General features: G+C 54.6%; 25 protein-coding genes. 3 read left to right on the forward strand and 22 right to left on the reverse strand.

Going from position 1 to position 25661, the window contains the following annotated elements; genetic code table 11:
- Nucleotides 1-7: 7 nt before the first annotated feature.
- The 11 genes from RB620_RS09775 to hisJ form a co-directional block, all read right to left on the reverse strand.
- Nucleotides 8-748 carry an MBL fold metallo-hydrolase gene (locus RB620_RS09775; protein WP_308093864.1) on the reverse strand — a complete coding sequence of 247 codons (741 nt, stop codon included), beginning with the start codon at nucleotides 746-748 and terminating at the stop codon, nucleotides 8-10.
- A gap of 12 nt (nucleotides 749-760) precedes the next feature.
- Nucleotides 761-1147, reverse strand: a complete 387-nt coding sequence (locus RB620_RS09780; RefSeq protein WP_308093865.1) for a RidA family protein — start codon at nucleotides 1145-1147, stop codon at nucleotides 761-763.
- Between the two features lie 33 nt (nucleotides 1148-1180).
- Nucleotides 1181-2356, reverse strand: a complete 1176-nt coding sequence (locus RB620_RS09785) for a M20 family metallopeptidase (RefSeq protein ID WP_308093867.1) — start codon at nucleotides 2354-2356, stop codon at nucleotides 1181-1183.
- A 21-nt stretch (nucleotides 2357-2377) separates the two neighbouring features.
- Nucleotides 2378-3259 (reverse strand): carbohydrate ABC transporter permease, encoded by an 882-nt coding sequence (locus tag RB620_RS09790; protein ID WP_308093869.1) that lies wholly within the window; start codon nucleotides 3257-3259, stop codon nucleotides 2378-2380.
- 9 nt (nucleotides 3260-3268) lie between these two features.
- The gene (locus tag RB620_RS09795) at nucleotides 3269-4165 is read right to left on the reverse strand and encodes an ABC transporter permease (protein WP_308093870.1); all 897 of its coding nucleotides are present in this window, start codon (nucleotides 4163-4165) and stop codon (nucleotides 3269-3271) included.
- Between the two features lie 86 nt (nucleotides 4166-4251).
- Nucleotides 4252-5919, reverse strand: a complete 1668-nt coding sequence (locus RB620_RS09800) for an extracellular solute-binding protein (RefSeq protein ID WP_308093872.1) — start codon at nucleotides 5917-5919, stop codon at nucleotides 4252-4254.
- A gap of 357 nt (nucleotides 5920-6276) precedes the next feature.
- Nucleotides 6277-8526 (reverse strand): hypothetical protein, encoded by a 2250-nt coding sequence (locus RB620_RS09805; RefSeq protein WP_308093874.1) that lies wholly within the window; start codon nucleotides 8524-8526, stop codon nucleotides 6277-6279.
- Nucleotides 8527-8554: 28 nt separating this feature from the next.
- Nucleotides 8555-9250: a GntR family transcriptional regulator gene (locus RB620_RS09810; protein WP_308093875.1), complete on the reverse strand. Its 696-nt coding sequence runs from the start codon at nucleotides 9248-9250 to the stop codon at nucleotides 8555-8557.
- An 81-nt stretch (nucleotides 9251-9331) separates the two neighbouring features.
- Nucleotides 9332-9475 (reverse strand): IS66 family insertion sequence element accessory protein TnpA, encoded by a 144-nt coding sequence (gene tnpA, locus RB620_RS09815; RefSeq protein ID WP_308093877.1) that lies wholly within the window; start codon nucleotides 9473-9475, stop codon nucleotides 9332-9334.
- 286 nt (nucleotides 9476-9761) lie between these two features.
- Nucleotides 9762-10349 carry a GNAT family N-acetyltransferase gene (locus tag RB620_RS09820; protein ID WP_308093879.1) on the reverse strand — a complete coding sequence of 196 codons (588 nt, stop codon included), beginning with the start codon at nucleotides 10347-10349 and terminating at the stop codon, nucleotides 9762-9764.
- Nucleotides 10342-11163: a histidinol-phosphatase HisJ gene (gene hisJ / locus RB620_RS09825; protein WP_308093880.1), complete on the reverse strand. Its 822-nt coding sequence runs from the start codon at nucleotides 11161-11163 to the stop codon at nucleotides 10342-10344. The genes RB620_RS09820 and hisJ overlap by 8 nt, the downstream gene beginning before the upstream one ends.
- A 270-nt stretch (nucleotides 11164-11433) precedes the next feature.
- Between hisJ and RB620_RS09830 the strand changes: the two genes are divergently transcribed.
- Entirely contained in the window at nucleotides 11434-12423 is a 990-nt protein-coding gene (locus tag RB620_RS09830; protein WP_308093881.1) for a M23 family metallopeptidase, read from the forward strand.
- A gap of 2 nt (nucleotides 12424-12425) precedes the next feature.
- A complete protein-coding gene (locus tag RB620_RS09835; protein ID WP_308093883.1) occupies nucleotides 12426-12821 on the forward strand; it encodes a bactofilin family protein in 396 nt (131 codons plus the stop codon).
- A 417-nt stretch (nucleotides 12822-13238) separates the two neighbouring features.
- Here RB620_RS09835 and RB620_RS09840 read toward each other — a convergent pair whose 3' ends face one another.
- Together RB620_RS09840 and RB620_RS09845 are read right to left on the reverse strand one after the other, a co-directional pair.
- Entirely contained in the window at nucleotides 13239-13376 is a 138-nt protein-coding gene (locus tag RB620_RS09840; RefSeq protein ID WP_308093885.1) for an RNA polymerase sigma factor, read from the reverse strand.
- A gap of 159 nt (nucleotides 13377-13535) precedes the next feature.
- Nucleotides 13536-14693: an RNA-guided endonuclease InsQ/TnpB family protein gene (locus RB620_RS09845; RefSeq protein ID WP_308093886.1), complete on the reverse strand. Its 1158-nt coding sequence runs from the start codon at nucleotides 14691-14693 to the stop codon at nucleotides 13536-13538.
- Between the two features lie 363 nt (nucleotides 14694-15056).
- On the opposite strand from RB620_RS09845, the gene RB620_RS09850 reads away from it, so the two are divergent.
- Nucleotides 15057-15521 carry a stalk domain-containing protein gene (locus RB620_RS09850; RefSeq protein WP_308093887.1) on the forward strand — a complete coding sequence of 155 codons (465 nt, stop codon included), beginning with the start codon at nucleotides 15057-15059 and terminating at the stop codon, nucleotides 15519-15521.
- Here RB620_RS09850 and RB620_RS09855 read toward each other — a convergent pair.
- From RB620_RS09855 to RB620_RS09895, 9 genes are all read right to left on the reverse strand, one after another.
- Nucleotides 15518-16324, reverse strand: a complete 807-nt coding sequence (locus RB620_RS09855) for an AAC(3) family N-acetyltransferase (RefSeq protein ID WP_308093889.1) — start codon at nucleotides 16322-16324, stop codon at nucleotides 15518-15520. The genes RB620_RS09850 and RB620_RS09855 overlap by 4 nt on opposite strands.
- 188 nt (nucleotides 16325-16512) lie before the next feature.
- A complete protein-coding gene (locus tag RB620_RS09860; RefSeq protein WP_308093890.1) occupies nucleotides 16513-16686 on the reverse strand; it encodes a hypothetical protein in 174 nt (57 codons plus the stop codon).
- A 136-nt stretch (nucleotides 16687-16822) separates the two neighbouring features.
- Complete coding sequence (locus RB620_RS09865; protein WP_308093892.1) at nucleotides 16823-17878, reverse strand: glycoside hydrolase family 76 protein; 1056 nt, start codon at nucleotides 17876-17878, stop codon at nucleotides 16823-16825.
- Nucleotides 17879-18129: 251 nt separating this feature from the next.
- Entirely contained in the window at nucleotides 18130-19290 is a 1161-nt protein-coding gene (locus RB620_RS09870) for a glycoside hydrolase family 76 protein (protein WP_308093894.1), read from the reverse strand.
- 11 nt (nucleotides 19291-19301) lie between these two features.
- Nucleotides 19302-20840 (reverse strand): glycoside hydrolase family 76 protein, encoded by a 1539-nt coding sequence (locus tag RB620_RS09875; RefSeq protein ID WP_308093896.1) that lies wholly within the window; start codon nucleotides 20838-20840, stop codon nucleotides 19302-19304.
- Nucleotides 20841-20888: 48 nt separating this feature from the next.
- On the reverse strand, nucleotides 20889-21818 hold the full coding sequence (locus RB620_RS09880) for a carbohydrate ABC transporter permease (protein ID WP_308093898.1): 930 nt from the start codon (nucleotides 21816-21818) through the stop codon (nucleotides 20889-20891).
- A gap of 11 nt (nucleotides 21819-21829) precedes the next feature.
- Nucleotides 21830-22678: a carbohydrate ABC transporter permease gene (locus tag RB620_RS09885; RefSeq protein WP_308093990.1), complete on the reverse strand. Its 849-nt coding sequence runs from the start codon at nucleotides 22676-22678 to the stop codon at nucleotides 21830-21832.
- A gap of 126 nt (nucleotides 22679-22804) precedes the next feature.
- Nucleotides 22805-24139: an extracellular solute-binding protein gene (locus RB620_RS09890; RefSeq protein WP_308093991.1), complete on the reverse strand. Its 1335-nt coding sequence runs from the start codon at nucleotides 24137-24139 to the stop codon at nucleotides 22805-22807.
- A gap of 357 nt (nucleotides 24140-24496) precedes the next feature.
- The gene (locus tag RB620_RS09895; RefSeq protein WP_308093900.1) at nucleotides 24497-25660 is read right to left on the reverse strand and encodes a GntR family transcriptional regulator; all 1164 of its coding nucleotides are present in this window, start codon (nucleotides 25658-25660) and stop codon (nucleotides 24497-24499) included.
- Nucleotide 25661 lies beyond the last annotated feature (1 nt).

Consider the following 25661-nt stretch of genomic DNA (forward strand, 5'->3'; position numbering starts at 1 on the left):
TCCGTCCTTATAGGTTGGGGGGAATATTCAGCCTCCGAAAATGGTTCAGTGCTTTTTCGATGTGTTTGCTGGCGGATGACAGAAGAAAAGGTCCATGGCCGGGATACATCCTTTCGATCGCGAGTCCACGCAGCTTCTTCAAGGTTGCGGCGTAGTCAGGGATGCTGCAATCCCATATGTTTTGCAGCACTGTCTTCCCGCCCGCGAAGACGGTGTCTCCCGAGAATAACGAACGTGCTCCGTCAGCTTCTTCCATGAAGTAGCTGACATGTCCTCGCGCGTGGCCGGGCGTATCAATAACCCTCAGCGTTCGGCGGCCGATGCGAATCCGGCTGCCTTCCCGGACAGTCTCATCGACAGGGCAAGGTGGAAACACGAAGTTAGTCGGGTACACGCCTGCTTCGATTGCCGGGCCTATACTTGTTTTGACCGGATCGGCCGTTTCCACCCACGGAGCCGCCTCTTCCGAGGCGATGACCCGTAAGCCGAATGCCCGCCGAAAGTAAGCCGCCCCGGCCGCATGGTCCGCGTGTGCGTGCGTCAGAAGCAATTGTGTAACATACTTCATCGCAACGCCCGCAGCTTCGACTTTTCGCTCGATGCGCTCCGGTTCGACCCCGCCGCCAGCATCGATCAGAGCATACTCGTCGCCGTCTCCTACCAGATACACGCTGCAGTCAAGCGTGTGGCTCATCTCGAAGCCATGCTGTCCGCTGCCAACCAGCCATACGCCTTCCCCAAGCCGCATAACGCTCATCTCCTATGGAATGAATGCGATGCATTCGATTTCGACTTTCATGCCGGGCGGGAACTTGACGATCTCCACCGTGCTTCTTGCAGGAGGCGTCTCCCGGAAATAGGAAACATAGGTTTCGTTGTAGACTGTAAAATCGTTCAAATCCTCGAGAAATGACGTAACCTTAACCACATGCTCCAGGGAGGTCCCTGCCGCCAGCAGAATTTCATCGATGTACGTCAGCACGATCGCCGTTTGTTCGGCTGCGTTGCCGGGAGATAGCACCGCGCCCGTCGTAAGGTCGAACGGACACGTCCCGGACACGTAAACCAAATCTCCCAACTTGATCGCTTGGGAATATGCCCCGCTCGGCTTCGGTGCCTTATCGGTATAAATGATTTCTTTGCGCATCGCTTCGTTCAAGCCCCTCTCGACAACGCCGGTTCAGCTTATGCCCGCCAGCGCAATATAAAATTCGGCGGCACGGATGACATCCATAGCCTCCACCCATTCCTCACGGGAATGGGCCTGTGCAATCGAGCCCGGACCGAATACAATGCTCGGGATGCCCCCCAATTGCTGAAGCTTGCTTGCGTCGGTGCCGTAAGGAACCCCGATCACCTCCGGGTTTATCCCGAGCAAAACGGCGGCTTCCTGGGCATGCCGCACGACCTCGGCATCCGGCGAAGTATCCAGCGCCCAATCGGACAGAAGCTCCCTGCACTCGAACCGCACGCGGGTCAAATCGAGCGAACGCTCCAAATCCGCTACGAGTCGTCCCCTTACTTCGTCGGGTCGCTCGCCTGGGATAATCCGGCGGTCTACCTGAATTTCGCAACTTTCCGGTACGATGTTGATCTGGCCGCCGCTTTCGATAGTGCCGACTGAAATCGTTGGCCGACCGCACAGCGGGTGAGACAAACCGCTCAGCTCCGGTTCCGCATGGTTTCGTATGAAAGTTAAAATGTCCATCATCTGATAGATGGCGTTGTCGCCTTCGTGAGGAACGGAGCTGTGCGCGGCTTTTCCTTTCGTGCGGATCGCGAAACGAGCGCAGCCCTTCGTCGCGGTGACTATGCGCAGCCCAGTTGGTTCCCCGACGACGGCTCCGGCAACGGCGACCGGCTCTTCCAACCAGCGGAGCACACCGCGATAAGCCGCTTCTTCGTCGACGACGGCGCACAACACAAGATCGCGCGGCAGCCGGTCACGGTTCGCGGCCCAATATTCCATCGCGTGAACCATACTGGCGAGTGAGCTCTTCGTGTCGCAGGCGCCCCGCCCGTACAACCGGCCGTCCCGGTAAATCGGTTCCAGAGCGTTGTCCATGCTGCCGAGCGGAACGGTGTCCATGTGTGATTCGAACAGCAGCGCCCCTTCCGGCCGACCGACTCTCAGCTCTGCGATCAGATTGTCGCGACCCTCGAACACCCGCTGCCTTCGGACCGCAAGCCCAGCCCTCGTCAGCCGTTCCTCCAAATAGTCCGCTACCTTCGCCTCTCCCTGGGCGTTCGCGTCGAAGTGCGGATTGACGCTCTCGATGCGGATCAGATCTTCCAGCAGCAGCAGTACGGGATGCCGGCTGGCATTCGCCTGTGTCCTAATTTGTTCAGTTCCCACGGATAGTCCCCCTAACGCCGCTCAATCTTTGACGCTGCCCAAAGTCATGCCAGTTACGAAGTATTTTTGCAGGAACGGATAGACGAGCAGTATCGGCAGCGACCCGAGGAAAATTTGTGCCGACTTGATCGTCCGATCCGAAATTAGCCGCATGTTTTTCAAATCCTGTTCAGTCATGTTGGTGAAATCCTGCTTTATGACGATCGTCTGGAGGTAGCTCTGAAGCGGATACCTGTCCGGCGAATTCATGAAAATCAATCCGTCGAACCAGGCGTTCCAATGGCTGACGACTGTCAGCAGTGTAATGGTGGCAAGTGCGGGCAAGGATAGCGGCACGAACACCCGGAACAGTGTACTCAGATGGCCGGCACCGTCTATGAATGCCGCCTCTTCCATCTCACGGGGAAGCCCGCGAAAGAAGTTGAGCAACAAAATAATATTGAATACGGGAACCGCGCCCGGCAAAATCAACGCCCAGATCGAGCCCATAATTCCTGTCTCCCGGACGACCATGAAGAGCGGAATAAGCCCGCCGCTGAATAGAATCGTCACCATAAAGAACCAGGCGTACAACGTACGCGGTTTGAACCGTTCGCTTTCTTTAGATAACGGATACGCCGTGATCAGCGTCAGCAGCATATTGATGCCACCGCCGAGCGCCACGCGCTCAAGCGTCACGACGAGGGATTTCAGGAAACGGTCCGAGCTCATGACGAACTCGTATGACTTCCAGTTGAAGCCGACCGGCCAGAACTTGACGAGTCCCCCCGTGGCCGCAGCGTTTGAACTGAACGATACCGCCAAAACATGAATGAGCGGCAAGATGCACAGAAGCCCGAGGAAGCCGAGCAGGACATAGTTGAACCATTGGAAAACTTGTCTGGACCAAGATCGATTCTGCATGCCGCCCCCCTAAAAGATCCTGTATTTGGCCAGTTTGTAGGCCAAATAATAGGTCGTGGAAATAAGCACCAGTGAAACGACGGATTTGAACAGTCCGATAGCCGTTGCAGGCCCGTATTGCGCGGATATAAGCCCCATCCGGTATACATAGGTGTCGATAATGTCACCGCTGTCGTACACTTGAGCGCTGTACAGGTTGAACACTTGCTCGAACCCGGCGTTAAGCACATTGCCGAGGCTGAGCGTCAGTAGGAGAACGATGATCGGCCGGATACCGGGCAGCGTAATGTGCCACGTTTGCCGAAGCCGTCCTGCCCCGTCCATGAAGGAAGCTTCGTATAGCGCCGGATTGATGCCAGTGAGCGCCGCCAGATACAAGATCGTGCTGAAACCGAATTCCTTCCATATGTCAGAGACGACGAGCACGTACGGAAACCAGCGGTTTTCACCGAGGAAATAAATCGGTTCGATACCGAACAAGCCGAGAAAAGTGTTCACGATTCCGGTGGAGGGAGAGAGAATGTCGATCAGCACACCCCCTAAGATGACCCAGGACAGAAAATGCGGCAAATAAATAAGAGACTGGACGCTTCGTTTGAAGACGCGGTGCCGGACTTCGTTGAGAAGCAAGGATACCGTAAGCGGTACGATTACACCCGCAATGATTTTCATGACCGAGATGAACACCGTGTTCCGCAGCACTTCCATCGTGTCGGACAAGCTCAGTATGTAGTGGAAGTGCTTCAAGCCGACCCATTCCGACCGGAAGAAGCCTTTGGTTGGCATGTATTTCTCGAAAGCGATGACGATACCGAGCATCGGGCCGTAGCTGTAAATCAGGACCAGAATGACCGCCGGTAGGAGTAGCAGATGCAAAGGAAAATTCGAGACGGCTGAGCGCTTCATGGCTGGTCTCCTTTCCTGGGTTCGAGAGTGGGTGAACAGGGGAAGCTTGTGCGCTTCCCCGCAGTTCCGTCACCCGAAGCGGTTAGTTACCGGCTTGCGTACCATGCGTTAACTTCTTCCGTTACGGCGTCGCCGCCACGTGTTTTCCATTCGGTCACGAACTTGTCGAACTCGTCGATCGAAGCAGCGCCGAAAATAATTTTCGTGAATGTCTCCAGCTGAACCTTTGTCAGATCCGCGCTTCTTTCCGTCATGATCGGCAACGGTGAAGTAATGAATTCATCGTTCACATATTGATCGTTCTGGCGATATTTGTCCGTCACAGCCATCGAGCCGTCCTTGCCGAAGATGGCGTTCCAGCCCCACAGCTTGCGGTCGCCGCCTTGGAAGGACTTGATTTTGTCGAACACACCTTTGTCGTCGCCAGTAAGCTCCGAGGTGTCGCCCGAATCAAGCGCCTTTGTCACCTTGATGCGTTGATCGGCGTTTTTGAACGCACGGTAGGATGCGATCTTGTTCATTTGCCAGATTTCGGTGTTGCCGTCATTGATGAACTGCTTGTTGATCGCGTCGTCTTTATTCTCATAGAACAGTTCGACCCACATATCGAGCATCGAGAACAAAGCTTCCGGGTGCTCGACGCCTTTCTTAACGACCCAGTAGCCGAGCGTGCCGAGCGCGGCCTGGTTTTTGGCGGGTTCGGAGTCGACCGACACGATTGGGAAAGCATTCCATTCGGCGTTCGGATCCTGGTCAATATTTTGCTGGAGTGGCCATAGGCCGGCATACGGGCTGTTAAACAGGACGCCGACTTTGCTGCTGACGATCGTCTCAACTACCTTGCCTAAATCCTTGGAGCCGAACTCCGGATCGATCTGCTTTTTCTTGAACATATTCTGGAGCGCTTGCAGCGCGTTTTTCATTTCCGGCTGCACACTGCTGTATTGCAGCTTGCCGTCCGCGTCTTTGAGCCATATGTTGTTATAAGCGTGGAAGCCGTTGAAGAAGCCGGTCAGCGTCGATAAATTCATGTCCACGGCCAGCCCGAATGTATCGTTCTTGTTGTTACCGTCCGGATCTTTCGTCGTGAACGCGTCGATGATATTGAGCAGGTCGTCCATCGTTTTCGGCTCGGACAGACTCAGCTTCTTCAGCCAATCGGTACGGATCCAGACCATTTGGGCGCCTTCCTTCGGCGTACCGGTGAACGGAATAGCGAGCAGCTTGCCGTCCACCTTCGCCGATTCGAGAGCATTCGCCCCCCCTTCGGTTAGGATGTTTTTCGCTCTCTCGGGAGCACTTTCATATGCTGCAGTCAAGTCCTCGAGCAAACCTGCTTCAGCTAGCTGCTTGAACTGCGTCGCCGAAGCCCTGAAGAAGTCGGGAATGTCCCCTGTGGAGATCATCAGGTTCGTCTTCTGCTCCCACTGGCTTTCGTCGACAGTCCACACCGTTTTGATTTTAACGCCGTAGCGACTCTCGTATTCCCGGGTCCACGGATTGTTGTCGACATCGTCACCGGCGGCGTATTTGAGCGTTGGAGCGAGCGTGCCGACCGTCGTCAACGTGATGGGCGGATCAAATTTTCCGTCAGACGGAGCAGGCGTTTCGTCGCTGTTGGAAGCGGATGGCGCAACGCTGGCTTCGCTGGTCGCACTCGAGGAAGGCTCTACCTTGTTTTTGCCGTTGCATGCGGACATCGTCGCCGCTGCGATAAGAACCAAAATCAAAACCCAACTGAACTTGCGTCTCATGTTTATTCCTCCCAATTCGGTATAAGTGTATTTTAGGAATTCCGCTTCTGTGAGGGGGTTGATTTCTGGTCTCTTCTCTAAGACAATAGAGTTGAGAGCTTACCCACGCCAAGTGATCTGCTCTTGCAACTCCCGGTTGGACGAATATGCATGACACGCCATTCGCTGAAGTTGCCACTTCGCTTGTGGCACATGCCGTATTCTTTTCTCCGGGTTTTTTGCTTTTCTTGTGAACGAAAGACTATCCCCTTCTTCCCTCCTTCGCCTAACTTGTAATCTATTTAAATTTTCCGTTGCAGCCACATTGCCCCTCGCACCCGTCTTGCGCAGGTGAGCACGCAATCGGAAAAATTCAAATCATGCGGATCCTTCCAATCGCTTCCTTGCCTTGTTCAGGCTAGTCAGCTTGGCTTCAATCATAGTCAGGGAAGAAGGGAAGTTCCCGTCGTTGCGCCGTGAGAGATCGAGCCAAGGAGCTTCATTCAGAAGTCGGGCGGCCGCTCTCGTATTGTCCTCTTCAAGAATAGCGATTCGCGTCATTTCGGCTTCTTCGCCCCGTTCTTTTGCGAGCAGGAACCGGTATGTATGCAGCGCCGTCTGTAGCGTCCGGTATACAAATTCGATCAATAGCCGCTCTTCAGTCGCAATTGCCGCCAGCTGCGGGTCTGCCAGAAGAGCCAGATGTGCGACTTCTTCGAAGGCGCGGCGCGCATGCGTACACGCAATCGAATATTCGGTTATCAAAATTTCGGATAACTCGCGACCGTCTTCGGATTTCATCACGCTCTCCATATGACGGTAAGGCATCGAGACCAGCACGAGGGAGTGCTTTACCTTGTTCACCACGGTGGAGAACGTCTCTTCATTTTCCTGCAAATAGTAAAGCAGCGCCTCGTAAGTTTCCTTGTTCTCGGGCTCGTCGCCGAATATGAGCGGATGAGCCGGACCGATAAACTCCGGACCGGTGAAATATTGCGGGATGTAAGGAAGCCGGGCAGCCGCTTCGCCAAGCTCCGACCATGCGCGAATGTAGGCCGGCGCGTCGGATCCAAAATCACGTTGCGCCATTAGGCGGATCGTCTCTTCCGTGGATTGATTTGGAAACCAGGATGCCCACCAGCCGAGCTCTTCCGCCCGTGATCCCCACATTCCGAAAAACATCCAAGATTGAAGAACGCCGGTTGGCTTCATGTTGGCCGTTTGGCGCCATTTGTCGGCGAGCCTGCCGAGTGATGGTAGATATGGAATATGGATGCATTCCAGACCGATTGCGGTTTCTGTTTTGATATACAGCGGGATGTCCTTCCTCCGGACAATCTCCGCTTGTTGAATTAGGTTCGATGCCGGACCGGTATAATCGACCGAATAGTCCCAAATCAGCTTCCGGTAACCGTCTTTTTTCACCCATTCATCCTTTTCTATGGTGTTCAACAAAGCAACTCCGGGGGCCATACCGCTCAGCAATTCCAACTGCGTCGGATCGCTCGACCAGACGAACGCGCTGTATGGCCAAGCCATCACAGGCGCATCCGGCTTTACCTTATGTACCGCGTCGGCCGTTGCTTGCAGGAGGGCATTGACAGCTTCCTCCGGTCGCTTGACCTGACAGCGCTTACAATTCGTCCGTGCATCCGATTCGATATCGGTAAGATCGGGTCGCATGAAGCAGTGATAATACGATTCACCACCGATGATCAGAATCAAACCACCAAGATCCGGCACTTCCCGGAACAGACCGGCCATCGTCTCTGCATGGAAGGCGAGACTCTGCGGATCGGAGGAGCACAGGTTGTAGATGCTTTTGCCATTCTCCTTGAGACCAGGTGATATCTTTGCACCTCTTGCTGAGGGAACTCTTTCAAACAATGGATGGTGACCGTCCAGCTTCGGACTGACCGGTACGAAATAGAGGGACACGCCATACTTCTTCGCACGCGCCGCAGCGCGCTTCAGAACTTGTATACTGTGTATGTAATCGGGGTGGTTCAACTCGGGAAAAATGCTGCTGCTAACATAGAAGAGCCAGTCTCCGTATAAGGTCATGCCCGTCACGCCGTAATGAATCATGAGACGGAAGGCATCGTCCGAAAGGAATTCCTCGTCCAAATCCGGCACCAGGTAGTTGGCGCCGTACGGAGCTTGCCCGATCTGAACGTCCCAGGCGGGCGACCGATCGATCTTCCCCCGCCGGATCGCTGGCGCGCCGCGCGTTGACAGCTCTTTCTCCAAGTATACGATCCCGGCCCATATCCCGCCGATGTCCGAAGCAGAGACCACGATCCGATCGGTATCCACTTCGCGTCTGAAGCTCCCTGCGTCAAGTGGGGCATCGCTCCTAAGAACAATCGTCCGGGGCGAGCGGTCAGTTACACGGATGCCGGATCGATCGAGATAGTCGGCCAAATCGGCGGCCGCCTCCTCCATGCCGGGAAAGTCCGCTTCGATTCGAATCTCCCATTCTCCGTCCAACCTGAGCTCTTCCCTTCCTATTACATTGCAACTGTCTAACGGAACGACGTTCCGGTGCGGATCCCTCCGATCGCGGCTGATCTTGTCTTCGTTCGCTTGCCGCAGACGGTCAGCGATTAGCAAAGAATTGTGCATCATAAGTGTTAATCCCTCCTCGATTGACTGCTCAAAACCATGCACTGTCGTCAAACGACGAATTGTCAATCTCCTTCATATCCGCGAACTCCCGATAGGAACGGTGGATATGGGCCCTCATGATCCCTTCCGCATAATCGGCATCTCTGCGATTCAGCGCATCAATCAATTCCCAATGCTGCTCGACTTCCTTCTGTTTGGTCGATGTGCTTCCCAGCATTCGGTTAACAAGAGCGATTTGAAACGAAATCGTCTTGTACATGTGAATCAACCTCTCATGTCGGGACAGACTGATAATCGATTGATGGATGTACAACGAATCTTTAAGCAAGGACGGCACCGAGTTGTCATTGAGTTTGGCTTCCATCGATTCATAGAACTCCTGCAGGTGCCGAATATCTTCATCCGATGCATTTTTTACGGCCAGACGAATTGCCAGCCCTTCGTAAACCGCCCGTAACGAATAGACCTCGAACACGTCCTTCATATGGAACGCGCGAACCAAAGGACCTTTGTTCGGAACGATCGTGACGATACCCTCTCCAGACAATAGGCGAATCGCTTCCCGCACCGGCGTCTGGCTTATGCCGAGGTCTTTGGCGAATTTCGTCTCGATGATCCGGTCTCCCGGATTTAATTCCCCGTCCAAAATTTGCTGTTTAATCAATTGCACTAGATCTTCGCTAATATTTTGTTTTTCCAAAATGATCTGTTTCGTGATATTCACGGCGCATTCTCCTTATATATAATGGATTATATATAATATATTCTACACTAAAAAAAATTGCAATAGTTAATTTTCAATTTGCTATCCGTCCAGCTTCTTTATCCAAGAGTAGAGCTGACGACGATTGACCTGATTCGCTTTGCACCAATGGGTTGCCTTTTCGCCACTTGCGTGAAATGCCGCGATACGCGCTTCCCATTTCATTCGAATCTCTTCTCTAGCCATAGAAAAACCCTCCTCTGATTGACTTCTGAGGAGGATTATCTCATAGCGTATTCGCGATTCGCTTGTACATGGACATGAATGAATACCATGAGTGGCGCGACAAAAACAAGTAACCATTTACGGGCAGCGAGATGAGATTTCACACATTAATATGGACTTGACCCATGCTTTGCTTACAGGTACGCAAAACGGACCTGCAGCGCGCCAGCACGACTATCAAAACAAAATACCGCTTCCCATTCGAAGAGGCCGAGCGCGGCTACGAAGGGTAAGCGGTATTTTTTTGTTACCGGCTGATTCGTTTCTCCATGCAGTAGCTGGAGTCGCAATCTACATATTCACCGAAACGTTCGATTTCGTAAAAGCCTTGCTTCCGGTAGAAGCCTATCGATTCGTACTGGGGCTCGCCCGTCTCGAGACGGAGGATCGTATGCCCCATCTCCGCAGCGCGATGCTCCAAGTACCCGTACACTTTGCCCGCAATGCCGGCCCTGCGCACGTCCGGCTCTACATAAAATCGCTTCAGCTCCGCGGTTCCGTCGTCGAGCCCTCGAATTCCGCCGCAGCCGACCGGCCGGTTCCCCAAAAAAGCGACGGCGAAAACCATCTCCCGCGTCGCCGGCGCCGACAAGTCGACGCCGAATATTTCGTCGGCCGGATACAGACTCGACAAATAATGATCCAGCTTCGCGATTAGCGCAAGAAGTCCTTCGTCGTCGCAAGGCACCTCCCTAACCGTTATCATTTGCTCCGGAGTAACCGAGTCTGATTCGGTTGCAACGGCCCTCTTCCCGACGGTTTCGAAACTTGCTCCGTCAAGCCTACTCCCATTGACATTCGCTGTCGGCTCCGTCATGTTCTTCGCCTTATCCACGTCTCATCCGCTCCTCGAACCAGTCGTAACCGAACCCGACCTGCTCCGGCTTATGCGAATCCGAACCGTAGACGCAAGCGATGCCTCGCCGCAAACATTCCTCGAGGAACCACTCCGGCACGTACGGCTTGCCGCAGGTCGGCACGCGAAGTCCCGCCGTATTGACATCGATGCCGACCCCGGTCGATTCCAGCAGAGGCAAGATCCCTTCTAAGCGGCGACGGATCAGCGTCTCTTCGATCGGTGGAAGCTCCTTGCTGAACTTCTCGATCAGGTTGATATGACCGATCCGCTTGCGCATCGGGAGCTTCGCCGCTAACTTAATCGCCTCTTCTACATGGTCGTGATATTCGTTCGCCACCCGATCCATCGTCCCGTAATGCGCCAGCAGATTCTTCCGGAAGTCTTCCGGCGTGAAGTCGATGCATCGCATGCCGCCGATGCCCGGCAAATAATGGACCGAATAAACGACATCCTCCAGCTCGCCGCCCCACCGTTCGAGCAGTTGTTCCGTGAACTCGGGAGCCCCCGGCAAATAGTCGATCTCGAGGCCGACGGCGATTTCGATTCGCCCCTCGTAGCGGCGCTTCATCTCTTTGGCGTACGCCAAATACTCCGGCATCTCTTCCATCGGCATGGCAAGCTCGTCCATCAGCTTCCGGTCGTCGATCCATCCCGCCGGCAGCGGAGGATGTTCGCTGATCGTGTAACGTTCGAATCCGAGCTCAATCGCGCGTTCGATATACAGTTCCTGCTCCGCGTCGCTTCCGTGATAACAGAAGCGCGTGTGCGTATGTCCATCCCATTTCAACATGTCTCGCAGCTCCTTCGCCATAATACTTCTCTCTACTATACTCTTATGCCTAAGCGTACCACGTGTCCGCCCCCCGGGTAAATTCCGTTTTCGCGACGATCGCCTTGAACGCGACAGCAATCGACGATCAAAATTCGACAGCATCGCGAAATCGACGGCGGAGGCTGTCAGCGCGAATGCAGGAATATTTTGCCGATGAAAAGGATTTCCGCGCGAGGATGTCGAATGTTCAGGGTTGAGCATGAATAGGTACTTAGTAGGAGGCCCCCGATGAATTGGTTATCCAAACAATTTACGTTCGTCATCATTCCCGATGCTAACCAGTCCGTTCAGCGGTTCCGGTTAAACGGGTTCATTCTTGTGCTTGTGCCGTCCGTTATCGCGCTGCTCGCCGTATGTTCCGCTCTGTTCATCATATTATTCGGCGGTAACATGTCGGAGATTAGGCATCTCAAAAAACAGCTTGCGGCATCCGAGTCCGGTTACGCGGAGACGCTGCAGGACAAAGAGAACCATATCTCATCGCTGGAAGCCGATCTGACCGCATTGTCTGCGCAGGCCGAGCAGATCGAAACCAAGATGAGCGAGATTACGGAGCTTGAGCTTCAATTGAAGAAAATCGCCGGCATCAAAGAGCCGGACGTACATATCTCTTCGGCGACGATCGAAGATGGCGAGGAAGGCGGCCAAGGCGGGGAAGAAATCGAACTTCCGGCGTCGGCCGAGCCGACCTCGCTAGCGAGCCAGACGGAGCAGGAATTCGTAGCTCTATCCTCCCGGATGGAAGCGTTAAGGCCCAGCCTCGAAGCGACAAAATCGGCTATGCTGAAATATAAGCAAATACTGGACATTACCCCTACGATTTGGCCCGCCGATAATCGGAAAATCACGTCAACCTTCGGCGTGAGGCGGGATCCCTTCTCCCGGCGTTCCGCTCTGCACGCAGGTCTCGATATCGGAGGCAACCGCGGCGATCCGATCTATGCGGCCGCGGACGGCGTCGTCACCTTATCCGAACGCGCATACCCGCAAGGCAATAACATTATTATCAATCATGGGCGAGGCATTGAAACCAGGTACATGCATTTGAACGAACGATTGGTGAAAGTCGGCGACAAAGTGAAGAAAGGCCAGCTGATCGGCGAGCTTGGCAATACCGGCCGCAGCACGGGACCGCATTTGCACTACGAGGTCATCGTGAACGGAACGCAGGTCGACCCCATGCCCTATATCCAAGAAGATAGAAAGGAACGTGAATAAACATGTTCAAGAATAAACCCGGCACAGGCAAAATCAATCCGGATACGACGGACACGCTCATCGGGGAAGGAACGATCTTCGAGGGCAAAATCAGATCCGAAGCAAGCATTCGCATCGAAGGCAGCATTATGGGGGACATCATGTCGAGCGGCGATGTCATTATCGGAGAAAACGGCGTCGCCAACTCCAACATCAATGCCAGGGACTTGATTCTGGCCGGCCAGCTGAACGGGGACGCCGACGTGCGCGGCAAGCTGACGATCAACTCGACCGGCGTGCTGAACGGCAACATCTCGGCCTCGTCGCTGATTATCGAATCCGGAGGCGTGTTCAACGGCAGCAGCAAGATGACGGCCGCCAAGCCCGAAGCCGTGCAGCCGATCAAAGCTTCGTCTTAAGCTGCGGAAGATAAGAAAACAAACTCTTAGATACCTTGATTTCAAAAAAAGCAAGCCGCCTCTTGATAAGGCAGCTTGCTTTTATTTAAGTTAACCCTTATTGCTTAAAACTTATAAGTTGTTGTAAATTCTGAGCGCGGTCACTTTACCGCTGGATACGTCATCCGAGGTAAAGCCGGAAACCGTGTTGCCTACTTTGAACTCTTTGCTCACGAGTTGTTCGGAGGCATCCTTCGTAATAATGCAAGTGAATCGGGATCCGGTATTTCCGATCCAGGGACAACACCGCCTGCAGGACCGTGTATTCCTCCCTCGTCAGATCGGACAGATTATCCGGCAGCGGGATTCGGTTTCGGAACCATCCCGCCTTCAGTCGGTTTTTGCTTTTATTAATCGCCGTTCGAATCAACCCAGCCTCTAGTGTTCGTCGCTTGCGAAGTCGGGAGAGGATTGCAAATAGGCCAGGAATACGTCCTGCGCCACTTCTTCCGCATCCGCGATGTTTTTGAGATAAGAGAACGCGATCTTGATCAAATTGTCCGAATAGTTGATCACGGCTTTGCGAACGGATTCATTGAGCTCAGGTCAATGACTCCCGCTTAACTATCATTTGAAGTGGGAGCTTGTAACTACCCGATCGTGCTATCGTCTTTAGCGACTCCGATCTTTTGTCGTTCAGAAGAACGTGGTGTTACATCCACGATAAGCATACGCCTACCGATGGGCAGATTGACAACTGCCCTGCAAGTCTAGCCATGCTAAACCTGCACCTTGAAGAAGGTACTCTTTTCCCTTCAAACACAGATTCATCGCGCCTACGCGGTCATCATTGCTTTCATAACCGCATGTCCGGCAACGAAAACGATGCTTTCGTTTTTCCCTGTTTTCTTTTGAGATATGACCACATAACGGACACGTCTGCGAGGTATACTTCGGATCGACTGCAATTGCTTTTGAGCCAGCAAGCGGCGCCTTATACTCTATCATTTTACGAAGTTGATAGAAGGCCCACGATACCGTCACATAACGATCCTTGAGCTTCGTCTTTTCTGTTGCGCGGCGGACACCTGTCAAATCCTCCAGCACGAACAACGTATTTGCTCCATACCTGGTAACGAGTGCCTTGCTGACCTGATGGTTTACGTCGGTCATCCAACGGTTTTCTCGTTCTCCGATTTTCTTCAGTCTGCGACGGGATGACGGCGTTTGTTTGCGCTGCAGCTCCGAACGCAACCGTTTGTAGTTTACTCGTTTTCGTTTCAGTGCCCTCCCCCGATAGAAAACCGTTTTGCCGTCGCTCCCATACGCCGTTGCGATAAAGTTGATGCCGAGATCAATCCCTGCCACCTGTTTGATGTCCTTGAGCTCAGGAACCTCCGTGTTCTTCGTCACCGGAATATGCAGAAACCACTTTCGCTTTTTGTACACCAGCTTGGCAGTGCCGAATGTCCAGGAACCGTCGAGATAGACTTCCATGCCTTTCGCTTCGAAGGGGATCTTGATCCGGCCTTGTAGCGTGTTGACGGAGAACAGCTGCGCCTTCAGCGAATAGTCCCTGTTCCAGACAAGATCATATTCCGGCTTTTTGAAGCGCACGAGCGCCCAAGCATACCCGTTGCTCCGAATCGCCTTGTATTTAGCAATGACGGTTTTCATCACCGACTGCGCCATTTGGGAGCGCAGGCCAATCATGCTTCGAAGGGTTTGATACGACATTCGGTGCAGGGCAGGCTGATTGAGTTCGCTCGTATCAAACACAAGGGCAGAGACGAGATTGCAGCCCTGGCGATAAGCAATCATAGTTTGGTGCAGCGCTTCTACTTGACTTTCCGTCGGTTTGATTTTTATTTTTGCAGTGACGGTTAAGATCATATGTTCGCCTCCATTTCTATGCTTAGTATAGCATATCGTGGAGGGCAAGAACATTCGAAAAATCGTTCAGGCTAGCGCCTGACGCCCATTCCTCCCCCGCTTGAAGAAGCGGGAGTATCCTGTGCGATTTTGATGAATCGTGCTGCACTTCATGTCCCCCTTTCACTATGAATACAACTAGGGAGCCCATTATTTTTCACGGGTCAAAAAAACTTTATCAGAAACCCGCCAAGGTCATCCTTGGCGGGCGAAACGCGATTTTAACAAAACTTTATATTCCTCTGACATTGCCAGTACACTTGGCGGGTACACTGGATTCTAACAAGGGCATGATCCCCGATCCATTCTAAGGAGGCAACCGCCATGAATCTTGTTTTTCGGAACGCGTTAGTCGTCTTGCTTGCTTCCGCAACCTTGCTCGGAGGCCTCTTCAATCCGCCTTACGTGGAGCCTGCCGAGGCGATTGCCGTACCGAGCATCGAGAAACTCGGCACAGGCGGCACCACTCAACAGATCGAGCCTCAACGCGCCGAGACGATTGCCTATTCGACAGACGGCGACACGATCGAGCGCGATGGGAAAACTTATGTCGCGCTCCGCGGCTACGTGGAGAACCTCGGCGGGCGGCTAACCTATAACCGCGAGACATCGTCCATCGATATAACCGTTGGCGTCGTTTCTTATTCTCTTCTTCTGGCAGAAGGCACGATCATGACGAACGGATACGAGCTGGAAGGCGACTATTTCGTCGAGAACGGCACTGCTTTCATCCATATCGAAACGGCCTTCGCCCTGCAAAATCATCAGCTTCCCCGCTCCCAAGCCTAACTCCTGTTGCGTTCCATCCACTTTACGCCGTAATCGACAAGCTCGCGCACCGGCATCAATCGAATATCCGCATCCCCCAGCTTACCGTGCTTAACCGCATCGAGCTCCTTCTCGAACGTTTCTCCGATGGAATAAAAATCTCCCGAATCATAGCCAACCTCATCGTACATGATCCATTGCCTATCGCCGTCCACGAGAATCGGCGCTCCTTGCTGACCGATTTCTTTGCTTGCATAATTAGCCCGATGCTCGGACAAGTGCAGCGACGTGTTGCGATTATGGCCAACCCCAAGCAAAAGCACCCAGCCGTCCAGCTCGTACAGCCTTGCCAGCGGCGACGCCTCTCCGAGTCCATGCTCCAAGGAATGATTCGCCGTAATCCAATTCGCATGTTTGCCGCGCGCGGCGAACGACAGCTGGGGATGGTTGCTGCGCAACGCTCCCGACTGCTTGCGGAAACATTCCGGTATGGCGCCCATCCCGCTTGTCGGCGTCAAGTCTGGCATGAACGGCGGCATCTCCTCGCGTATGACGGGCCACCACGATTCCGGCACCGGAGGATGCTGCCAGAGCGACGGCTCCGACAGATCCGAAGTATGCGTCGGCATGACGAGTGTCCCGTCGGCGCCCAATGCTTCCTCCAATCCCATAATAACGGCCGTCTCGCCGCCTACGATCCAGCGGTTCATCGACTTGAGCGAGGAATGAAGAAGCACGGTCATTCCTTTTTCTATGCCGATTATGGTCAATTGCTTCGCAATGACGGCTGCCGTTAATGGCATTTCGTTTGTATTTATGGACATGGCATTAATTCCCCTTTAATTGCATATACTACGTTTCACCTTATCATGCTCCGCCGACAACCGGAAGGTATTAATCGGTTTACAAAAAAACCATAGGTCCCCGCTCACTCGGGAAATACCTATGGTTTCGATTCGGAACGTCTATCGTTCCACGTTTCTATATGTAAGGCAGGGTACCGGCAGCCCGATTACAGCTGATCCGCGTTCTTCAAGGCATGCTCCCAGCTTGGGAAGTAGAACAGCGCGTTCCTCATAAGTTCGGGATCGCTTTGCTTCACTTGCTTCTTGCTCACTGATCCACCGGAAGTTTGCAAATGCTTGATCCGGCGAACGACTTCATCCGCGCCAAGTGTGAATTCCATGTCTCCACTCCTTTCCAAAGTTGGTCCCCGCTAACTAGTCTTTCTGTAATGGCATGTAATATACCCTAACACGCGAAAAAAAGCTCATTCCTTCCGCCCTCGCGGTCAGATCGGAATGAGCTTTTTGGTGCGCGGATTAGGCGGATTTCGCTTTCAGCAGCCCGCTCCGCTCAAGCTCCGCCGCCCTCTCCAGCAGCATGATTGCGCTAAGCTGCGTGCTGAGCGTTACACGTTCCGGAGGCGGCGAGCCCCAGTCGGTATGGAACAGCTGCCGGCCGGCGTCCCGGCCCTGATCCCACAGGCTGGTCGCGTTGGCGAGCAGCATCTCCTCGGCTGCCGAACGACCCGGCGCTTCCTTGGCCAGCTCCCCCAAATACCGCACGAGAATGCCCTTGAACAAGCCGCCGTCGCCATCGCCTTCGTCGGGAAGAAGTCCCGTCGCGGCATCCGTCAGCTCGGCTCGCGCGGCGTCGGCGGTCCGGATCGCGTCGCGAAGGTAACCTTCGTCCTTCGTAATCCGGAATAGCTCCACGCTCGCGCCAATGTACACGCCTTGGCAATACGTAAACTTCCAATCTTTGTCGATCGAGCCGTCGCCGGTCCGATTCATGCCGTCCCAGACGAAGCCGCTGTCCGGATCGACCAGCTTTTCCTTCTGCCATTCATAGATTCGAAGCGCCCACGATAGGTCTTCTTCCCTGCCGAATTGTCGGTAGAGCCTTGCCGCCAGGATGACGGCCGGCGCGTTGGCCGGCGTATTCTTGTAGTCCAGCTGCGACTTCTGCCAGGCAATGCCGCCGCCCATATGATCGTTCCAGCCCGTCCGTATGTCTTCCCACAAGATCAGCGCGGCTTCCTTGAACCGATTGATGCCCGTGGCCCCGTAAGCGCGCAGCCAAGCGATAGCCATCCATTCCATATCGTCGTACAGCTCGTTCGGGAACGCCCCCCCGTTCCTCTTCAGCAAACCGTCATACAATTGCTCCAATCGGTAGACGTAACCTTTGTCGCGCGTGCGGAGATAGCCGTCCGCCAGCGCGTCGACCGCATGCGCCATCCACCAATAGTGGAAAATCGTATTGCATTCCCCGTTCGGGCAAGGCGTCTCGATATTGTACAAGTTGATTTGGCCGTTCCAAAATTCAATGTCTAGCGCTGTTTGGGCAATTCCTGCCCGATTGCTCCATTCCATGTCTCCCACTCCCTTGCTCCTGCTCTATTACATCTTCTATAAGAGGTAGTTCAAAAAGTCCAATTTTGATCACGAGGTATCTCAAGAAGCCTATTCGACATCGAATCTTGAACTCAGCCGGAACTTCCGGTGCTCACGTAGCTTCTAGCTACGCTCCGCTCCTCATTTCCTAGCTTCTTCCAATCTTCTCGGTGCTGAAAACCGGACTTTTTGAACATCTACTATAAGAAATGCCATCAAACCCACGCTTGTTACTTCGTCGAACCTACGCTTTCCAGCCGCGCCAATTGCTCCAGCAGCATCATCCCGCTAAGCTGCGTGCTGAGCTGGACGACCTCGTCGGGCGTCTGCGCCCACGAGTTGCTGAACAGCGCCGCGTCCGCGCCCTTGCCGTATTCCCATAGACTGTCGCCGTTCGTCTCCAGCATCTCCGCCAGCTTCTTCGAGACGGCGTCGTCCGGATCCAAGGCAATCAACTCGCCCATGTACCGTACGAGCACGCCTTTGAACAGCGCCCCGTCGCCTTCCCCTTCGGACGGAAGCATGCCCGTCGCCGGACTGGTGAACGCCTCCCCGAGATGAGCGGCCGTCTTGCGGGCATCGGCTAGGTAAGCTTCGTCCTTCGTCGCCTTGTACATCTCCGCTCCCGCTCCGATATAGACGCCTTGGCCGTAAGTGAACTTCCAATCCTTGTCGATCGAGCCGTCGCCTGTGCGATTCATGCCATCCCAGACGAGCCCCGTCTCCGGATCGACGAGATGATCCTTCTGCCAGCGGTATATTTTCTCCGCCCATGCCAGATCGTTCGGAGCCCCGAACCGCTGGTATAACCTCGCCGCGAGAATGGCGGCAGGGGCATTGGCCGGCGTATTCTTGTAATCGAGCTGCGTCTTGCGCCAGGCGATGCCGCCGCCCATCTCCTCGTTCCAACCGGTTTGAATATCTTCCCACAGCACGAGTGCCGCTTCCTTGTACCGCTCGTCTTCCGTGGCGTCGTAAGCGCGCAGCCAGGCGAGCGCCATCCACTCCATGTCGTCGTAATACTCGTTCGGGAAGACGCCAGCGTTGCGGTCCAAAATCCCTTGGTACAGCTTCCCTAGCTGGTCTGCGTACTTTTTGTCGCCTGTCCGCTCGTAGCCGTCAACCAGTACGTCGACCGCGTGCGCCAGCCACCAGTAGTTGAACGGGTCGGTGCATAGCTGCAGCATGCAAGGCGATGCGTTATTGTAGAGCCCTCTGCCGTCGTCCCAGAACGACGTTTGGAATTGCGATTGCGCTTCTTCGGCCCGCTCGGCCCAGATGCCGGATTCCTCCCCGAACGTCTGGCGAAGGAGACCGCTCTGCCAAACCGCCAGAACGGCGACGGCCGCGATCGCGGCCGCAGCGATGAGCTTGATCCGATTTGTTTTCATTCGTCCTCCAATTAAAGTCCGGAAATGCGGTCCAGATTCAAATAGTTGTTATTCCCTTTGGCGCTGTCGTAGCCGATGACGATCGTGTTATGGCCGGCGTTCAAGCTCACGTTCAGCGTAACGGTATTCCAGCTCCCCCATCCTCCGGTTCCGCCGAAAGCAAGATTGTTCGCCACGACCGTTCCGTTCACCGATACATACCTGCCCGCGTTGCCTGCGCCCGCAGCGTAGCGGATCGTGACCGTCCGCGTGCTGGCCGAATTCTGGTTCACATGGAACGTCACGTACGAACCGCTGCTGTTCCACCCCGCCAAGTAACCTCTCGCGCTAAATCCCGCATGCGTGCTTTCGGAGATGATCGCGCCAGTCTTGCGCGCGTTCTCCGCCTCGTACGTCCCGTTGCCCGCGATGTTGCCCGTGTAATTGTCAGCCGGCGTAAACTGCAGGATCGAAGCGCCCGCTGCCGCCGCAAGACTCTGCACGTAACCCGATCCCGTCGGCGCCGTCCAGTCGCTGCCGATGACGTTATCCGACGTCCTGCGGTGGTTGAATGCCTGCGTTGCATTCTGCTGCAGGAAATTCAGGTAGGAGGCATTGCCCGTCGCGATGCGCAGCTTATTCAAGTTTCGCGCGAAAATCATTTTGAAACCGGCCGCGTCGTTCTCTCCTTCATATAAGAGCGAATAGGACAACGTCATGTTCGAGATGACGTAATTCGCCGCGTTGTTCGCGTCCGTCAAGTAGCTCGCCGTTCCGGTCGCTTGATGCATCGCGAGTGCCGCGCCGAGGAAGGTGCCGTAGTTGTAGGTGAAATCCCAATCCACCACCGTGCCGCTGCCGGTGCCTTCCACGTGGTCGTTCACTTTGCTGCCCGAGATCAGCCGGCTTTTGATCCAGTTATAGATATTCTGCGCCTTGGTCAAATACGTATTGTCGCCCGTCGCGTTTTTCAGCTTGATGGCCGTCATGACCATCGGCGCGTTCGTCGCGATGTTCTTCTGAGGCGATGTGCCGTCCCGCTTCCACCAGATGCCGCCGCCGTACGTACTGTCATAGTAGTTGTAAATCTCGTTGAACAGAAACCACGCCCGGTTGCGGTATTCGTCCGTCCCCGTCAGCTCGTAGGCCCTCATGCAAGCGAGCGCCCACCAGCCCAGATCGTCGTTGAAGTCATTGGCGAGCATGTCCGGATACTTTGCGTTAAAGCCGGCGTACACATCGTCGATCATCGTCCGGTACGTCGCGCTGCCCGTTCGTTCGTATGCATCCATGACCGTCTCCCACAACTGCGATTCCCACCAGAAATCAGTGTACAATCCGCCGTTCGGACCGTGCGCATGCTCCGGATGGACGAGATGGTCGCTATTCGTATAAAAATATTTGGCCGACGCGTCGTAAAAGGTATTAATGAAACCGTTCATCGCCGTATCGGCGTTCGCGGACGTAAAGGCTTCAGCCTTGTTGCCGCCCGCCGCCAATCCCGGCAAGGCCAGCGACACGGCGATCAGAACGGCCAGCCACCTCTTCCCCTGTTTCCATTGCTTCTTCATTACATGCACCCCTTCGCCAAACGAAATGGTGAAGCACTTGCCGTTCGTCTACCCCTTCACGCCGGTAAACGCGATGCCTTGGACAAAATATTTCTGCAGCAGCAGGAACAGCACCAGAATCGGCAAAATCGCGATCAACGCGCCCGCCATCATCGGTCCGTAATCCGTCTGGTAGTTATACGAGAACGCCTGCAGGCCCATCTGGATGGTAGCTTTCTCAGGATCGTTCAGGACGATCATCGGCCACAGGAAGCTGTTCCACCCCGCCTGGAACGTGAAGATGCCGAGCGTCGCCAGCGCGGGTTTCGTCAGCGGCAGGTAGATGTTCCAGAAGATGCGGAACTCCTTGCAGCCTTCAATCCTGGCCATCTCCATCATGTCCGAGGGCAGCGTCAAGAAAAATTGCCGCATGAAGAATACCGCAAACGATCCCGACGCCCCCGGCAAAATAATGCCCCAGAACGAGTTCAGCAAGCCGTTGCCGCCGCCTCCGAGCAGATCGTTGCCGCCGATAAGCGGGAAATGCTTCAGCACGTAGAAGCTCGGAATCATCGTGACGATGCCCGGAATCATCATGGCCGCGAGAAGAACCCGGAACATCGCCTTATTGCCCCGGAAATTCAGCTTCGCGAACGCGTAGCCGCTAATCGAGCCGAAGAACAGGTTTGCCAGTACGCCTGCTACGGCAAGTACAAGCGAATTCCAGAAGTAGAGCCCGAACGGCACCGTCGTGAACGCCTTCCGGTAATGCTCCAGCGTCACTTCCGACGGCAGCCAGCGGATCGGGATCGAAAAAATTTCGTCGCTGGGCTTCAGCGAAGTCATAAGACTCCAGAAGAAGGGCAGGAACATAAACACCGCGATCAGGATGCTCACCGCGTAGAACAGGATCTTCCCCGTCAAGACGCGGGCCGGATAGGAAATGACCGGGGATGCGGATAAAGCGGTCGCGCTTCGGTTCGATGGTTGTGTCTTCATGCCGTCCCCTCCTATACGATCGGTTCTTCCGATTTGTTAATGCGCATGTTGATGAACGAGAAGATGAGAATGGCCACGGCCAGGATGAACGCCTGCGCGGAAGCGTACCCCATCTGCAATTGGTTGAAGCCTTGCTGGTAGATGAGGTAGACCGGCGTCTTCGTCACGTTGCCCGGTCCGCCCTGCGTCAGGACGAACGCCTGGTCGAATAGCTGCAGCGCCCCGATGATCGACATCGTGCTCACGAGGAAGGTCGTCGGCCGAAGCTGCGGCCATGTAATGTAGCGGAAGCGGTCAAAGGCGGTTGCCCCGTCCAGCTTCGCCGATTCGTACAAGTACTCCGGAATACCTTGCAAGCCGGCGATATAGATGATCATGTTGGAGCCGACCGACTGCCAGAGCGTGACAAGGATGATCGACAGCATCGCCGTCTCCGTCTGAGCGAGCCAAGCCGGCCCGATGATGCCGAAGTAGCTCAAGATGCCGTTGACCAAGCCGAATTCGGGATGCAGCAGCCAGATCCATACCGTGGCGGCGGCTACGGCGGACGTCAGCGTAGGCAAATAGTTCATCGTGCGGAACAGCTTGACGCCGATTCGCTTGAAGTTCATGAGCATGCCGAGCAAGAGCGAAATCATGATGTTGAGCGGTACAAAAATGATCGAGTAGTAGAACACGTTTTTGAACGTCTGCCAGAACAACGCATCGTCGACGAGGCGCTTGTAGTTGTCGACGCCGACGAAGTCCATTCGGCTGACCACGTCGTAATTGGTGAAGCTGAGGTACAGCGCCATGACGACGGGCACGATCGTAAACGCGAGAAATAGCAGCATCGTCGGAGTAATGAACAGATATGCCATCTTCTCTTGATGGCGGTTTAATTTGCCGATGGAAGCCAAGCCGGTTCCCTCCTTGCGGTTGCTAGGAACGGGGCAAGGGAGGTTGCCCTCCCTCGCCGCGTCCGATTCGTATTCGATTCGTGCCGGTTACTTCACTTCCGCATTGTCCGCCAGCAGCTTGTCGCCTTGCGTCTGCGCCTTGCTAAGCGTGTCTTCCAGGCTTTGTTCGCCTTGCTGGAACAGCTGGAGATTCGGGATCAGGCCGTCGTTCTCCATGACGGAGTAGCCGGGATGCGCCGGACGGATCTTCGCGAATTCGAGCGTCTCCATGAACGGCTGCCAGAACGGATCGTCCTTGAAGAACGGATCCTCAAGCGCTTCCTTCAGACCCGGCATGTTAAGGCTTGTTTTCGCCCAGAGCAGCGCGTTGTCCTTGTTCGCCGTCCACCACTTGATGAACTCCCAAGCCTCTTCCTTATGTTTCGCACCTTCCGGAATGACGAGGCCGAAGCCGCCCATGACGCTGCCCTTGTCGCCGTTGGGACCTGCCGGCGGCGGAACGATGCCGAAATCGAGGTCCTTGCCGTATTTCTTGTACGTGCTGAGCATCCACGGTCCCGTATACTGCATCGCCAGCTTGCCGGTGACGAAGGCGTCCGTGCCTTCGCCGAGGCCTTGCTCGAAGCCGACTTTATACACTTTATCCTCGTTCAGAAGCTTGTTCCAGAACTGCAGCACCGACTTGCCTTGCTCGCTGTTGAAGCCCGTTTTCGTGCCGTCCTCGGACAACATCGAGCCTTCCGCCTGCTGCAGATACATATTGAATAGTCCGTTGTCGCCCAGCGAGAAGCCGGCCACAAGATAATCGTACGTGCAGGCATCGTCGCTTGGCCTGAAGCCCGACCAGGTCATGCCGGTGTAGGCGGTAGGGCTGCCTTTGCCCGCTCGCGGCAGCGTATCCGTCTCCGGACAATTCAGCCGCTCGAACGTGTAGGGAGAATTCGATTCGTGATGCTGCTCGGTGCGCCATAGTTCCAAGATCGCCGCCGCAGCAGCGCGGAACGTTTCGTCGAAATGCGACGTTCTGCAGGTGTTCCTCCATAGCAGATAGCTGAGCTGAATCGGATAACATAAGGAATCGATCTCGTATTTCCGCTCCCATAACCAAGGGCTCATCTCGGTCAGATCCCCTTGATGTCCATTGCCGCTCGGAGAGTCGTTGAACGCGTTCGCGTACGGATCGATCAGGATGCAATCGAGCTGTCGCCGCGCGAGTCCGGCGATCATTTCGGCCAAGTCCTCGTCGACCGCGGCCGGCACAAGATACGGTCTCACCTGCGCCGCGGAGTCCCTAAGCCACATGGCCGGAATGTCCCCCGTGATAACGAAGGTCGTGCCGTCCTCCTTTCGTTCGATCGTCGTCTGCAGCGTATTGATATAACAATTTTCGAACATCCCCGCGATTTTGTTTTCATGACCCAATTGCTCCGATACGTTCTGGATAATGGATAAAATGGAAAAGGGCGTTTGTGGAGACGTTTGTTTCAAGCTGCCACCTCCGTGATGGTGATGAATTGCTTTCGATTTCGTCTTGCGGCTTCGGATATAAACCGCTTACATTCCCGATTATATGGGCATGCAACTAATATGTCAATATGTAATTTGTAAATATACATATACCAATATGTCTATTAAACTAATTGATATAATATTATATGACAAAATTCGCGTTTCTGGCCTGCACCAGTTGGCGTGACGGACTCAATCGTCTATGCTCGATAAAAAAAAATAAACGATGGCCTCGAAATCATCGTGCCATCGTTTATATAACCCGCCTTGCTAATTCGCGCGTACCTTGGCCTTCGCCGTCGAATTCCCGATGATCAGCTCGGCATCAAGCAGGACCCGATTCGGCATCGTTTCGCCGTCTCGCAGCTTCAGCACATGCTCGAACGCGAGGCGCCCCATCTCCTCTTGATTTTGCCGAAGATGCGTGAACGGCTGAAGCCCGTTCCGATACGGGCTGTCGAAACAAATGATGGAGATGTCATCCGGCACGGATAACCCCATTTGTTTCACCGCTTCCGCAGCAAGCAGCGCCATGTTGTATTCGGTGGCGAACAACGCCGTAATATGCGGGTGCCGGCTCAAATGTTCTTTCATTTTCTCGATATCCTTGCGTTTGTTCTCTTCCACGTATGCGGTCGGCAGCGTCGACGTGATGTCCTGGATCCAAATATCCCGGTCGACGACGATGCCCATCTCCGCGTGCGCCTGAACGAATCCTTCGATCCGATCCTCGATCGCGGTCGTATCCATCGGCGGAGGCGTAAGGAACGCGATATGTTTATGCCCAAGGTCGAAGAGATGATTCGTCCCTTTAACCGCTCCCGCTACGTTGTCCGAGCAGATCGAACCCGCAGACAACCCCTTCAAGTGCCGATCGACGAGCACGAAAGGGAATTTGTCGATGACGAGCTTCAAAATTTCGGCGTTAAAATACTCGCCCTGCGCGGGGAATATGATCAGCCCGTCGACGCCGAGCTCCAGCAGCCCTTTGATCGATTCCTCTTCGTTCGCCGGAATGCCGAACGATCTCCGAAGGACGAGGTAGGAATCGTGCTCGCGGGAAGCTTGTTCCATCCCGTACACGAGTCCGGTACCGTAAGCGTCTCCGAAATCGGTCATGACGAGCCCGATCAACCTTCTGCTTGCCGTCCGGCGCTGCTTCGGCAGAGACGCGGCGGCGTTCGAAGCCAGCGCTCCCGCGCGGCCTGGCTCCGCAACAAATGATCCCCTACCGGGCTGCCGCACGATATAGCCGTCCATCGCGAGCAGCTCCAGCGCCTTCTTGCTTGTAATCCGGCTTACCCCAAACTCGTCGCCGAGCTCCTTCTCCGAAGGCACACGATCCCCAACGGCATACTTGCCTGCTTTAATTTGATCGCGCAGCGCTTCGAATATTTGTTCATACATCGGCTTCGACCCCGAATCGTTCGCCATC

This window comes from Paenibacillus sp. LHD-117 (assembly GCF_030929555.1).
Taxonomy (GTDB): Bacteria; Bacillota; Bacilli; order Paenibacillales; family Paenibacillaceae; genus Pristimantibacillus.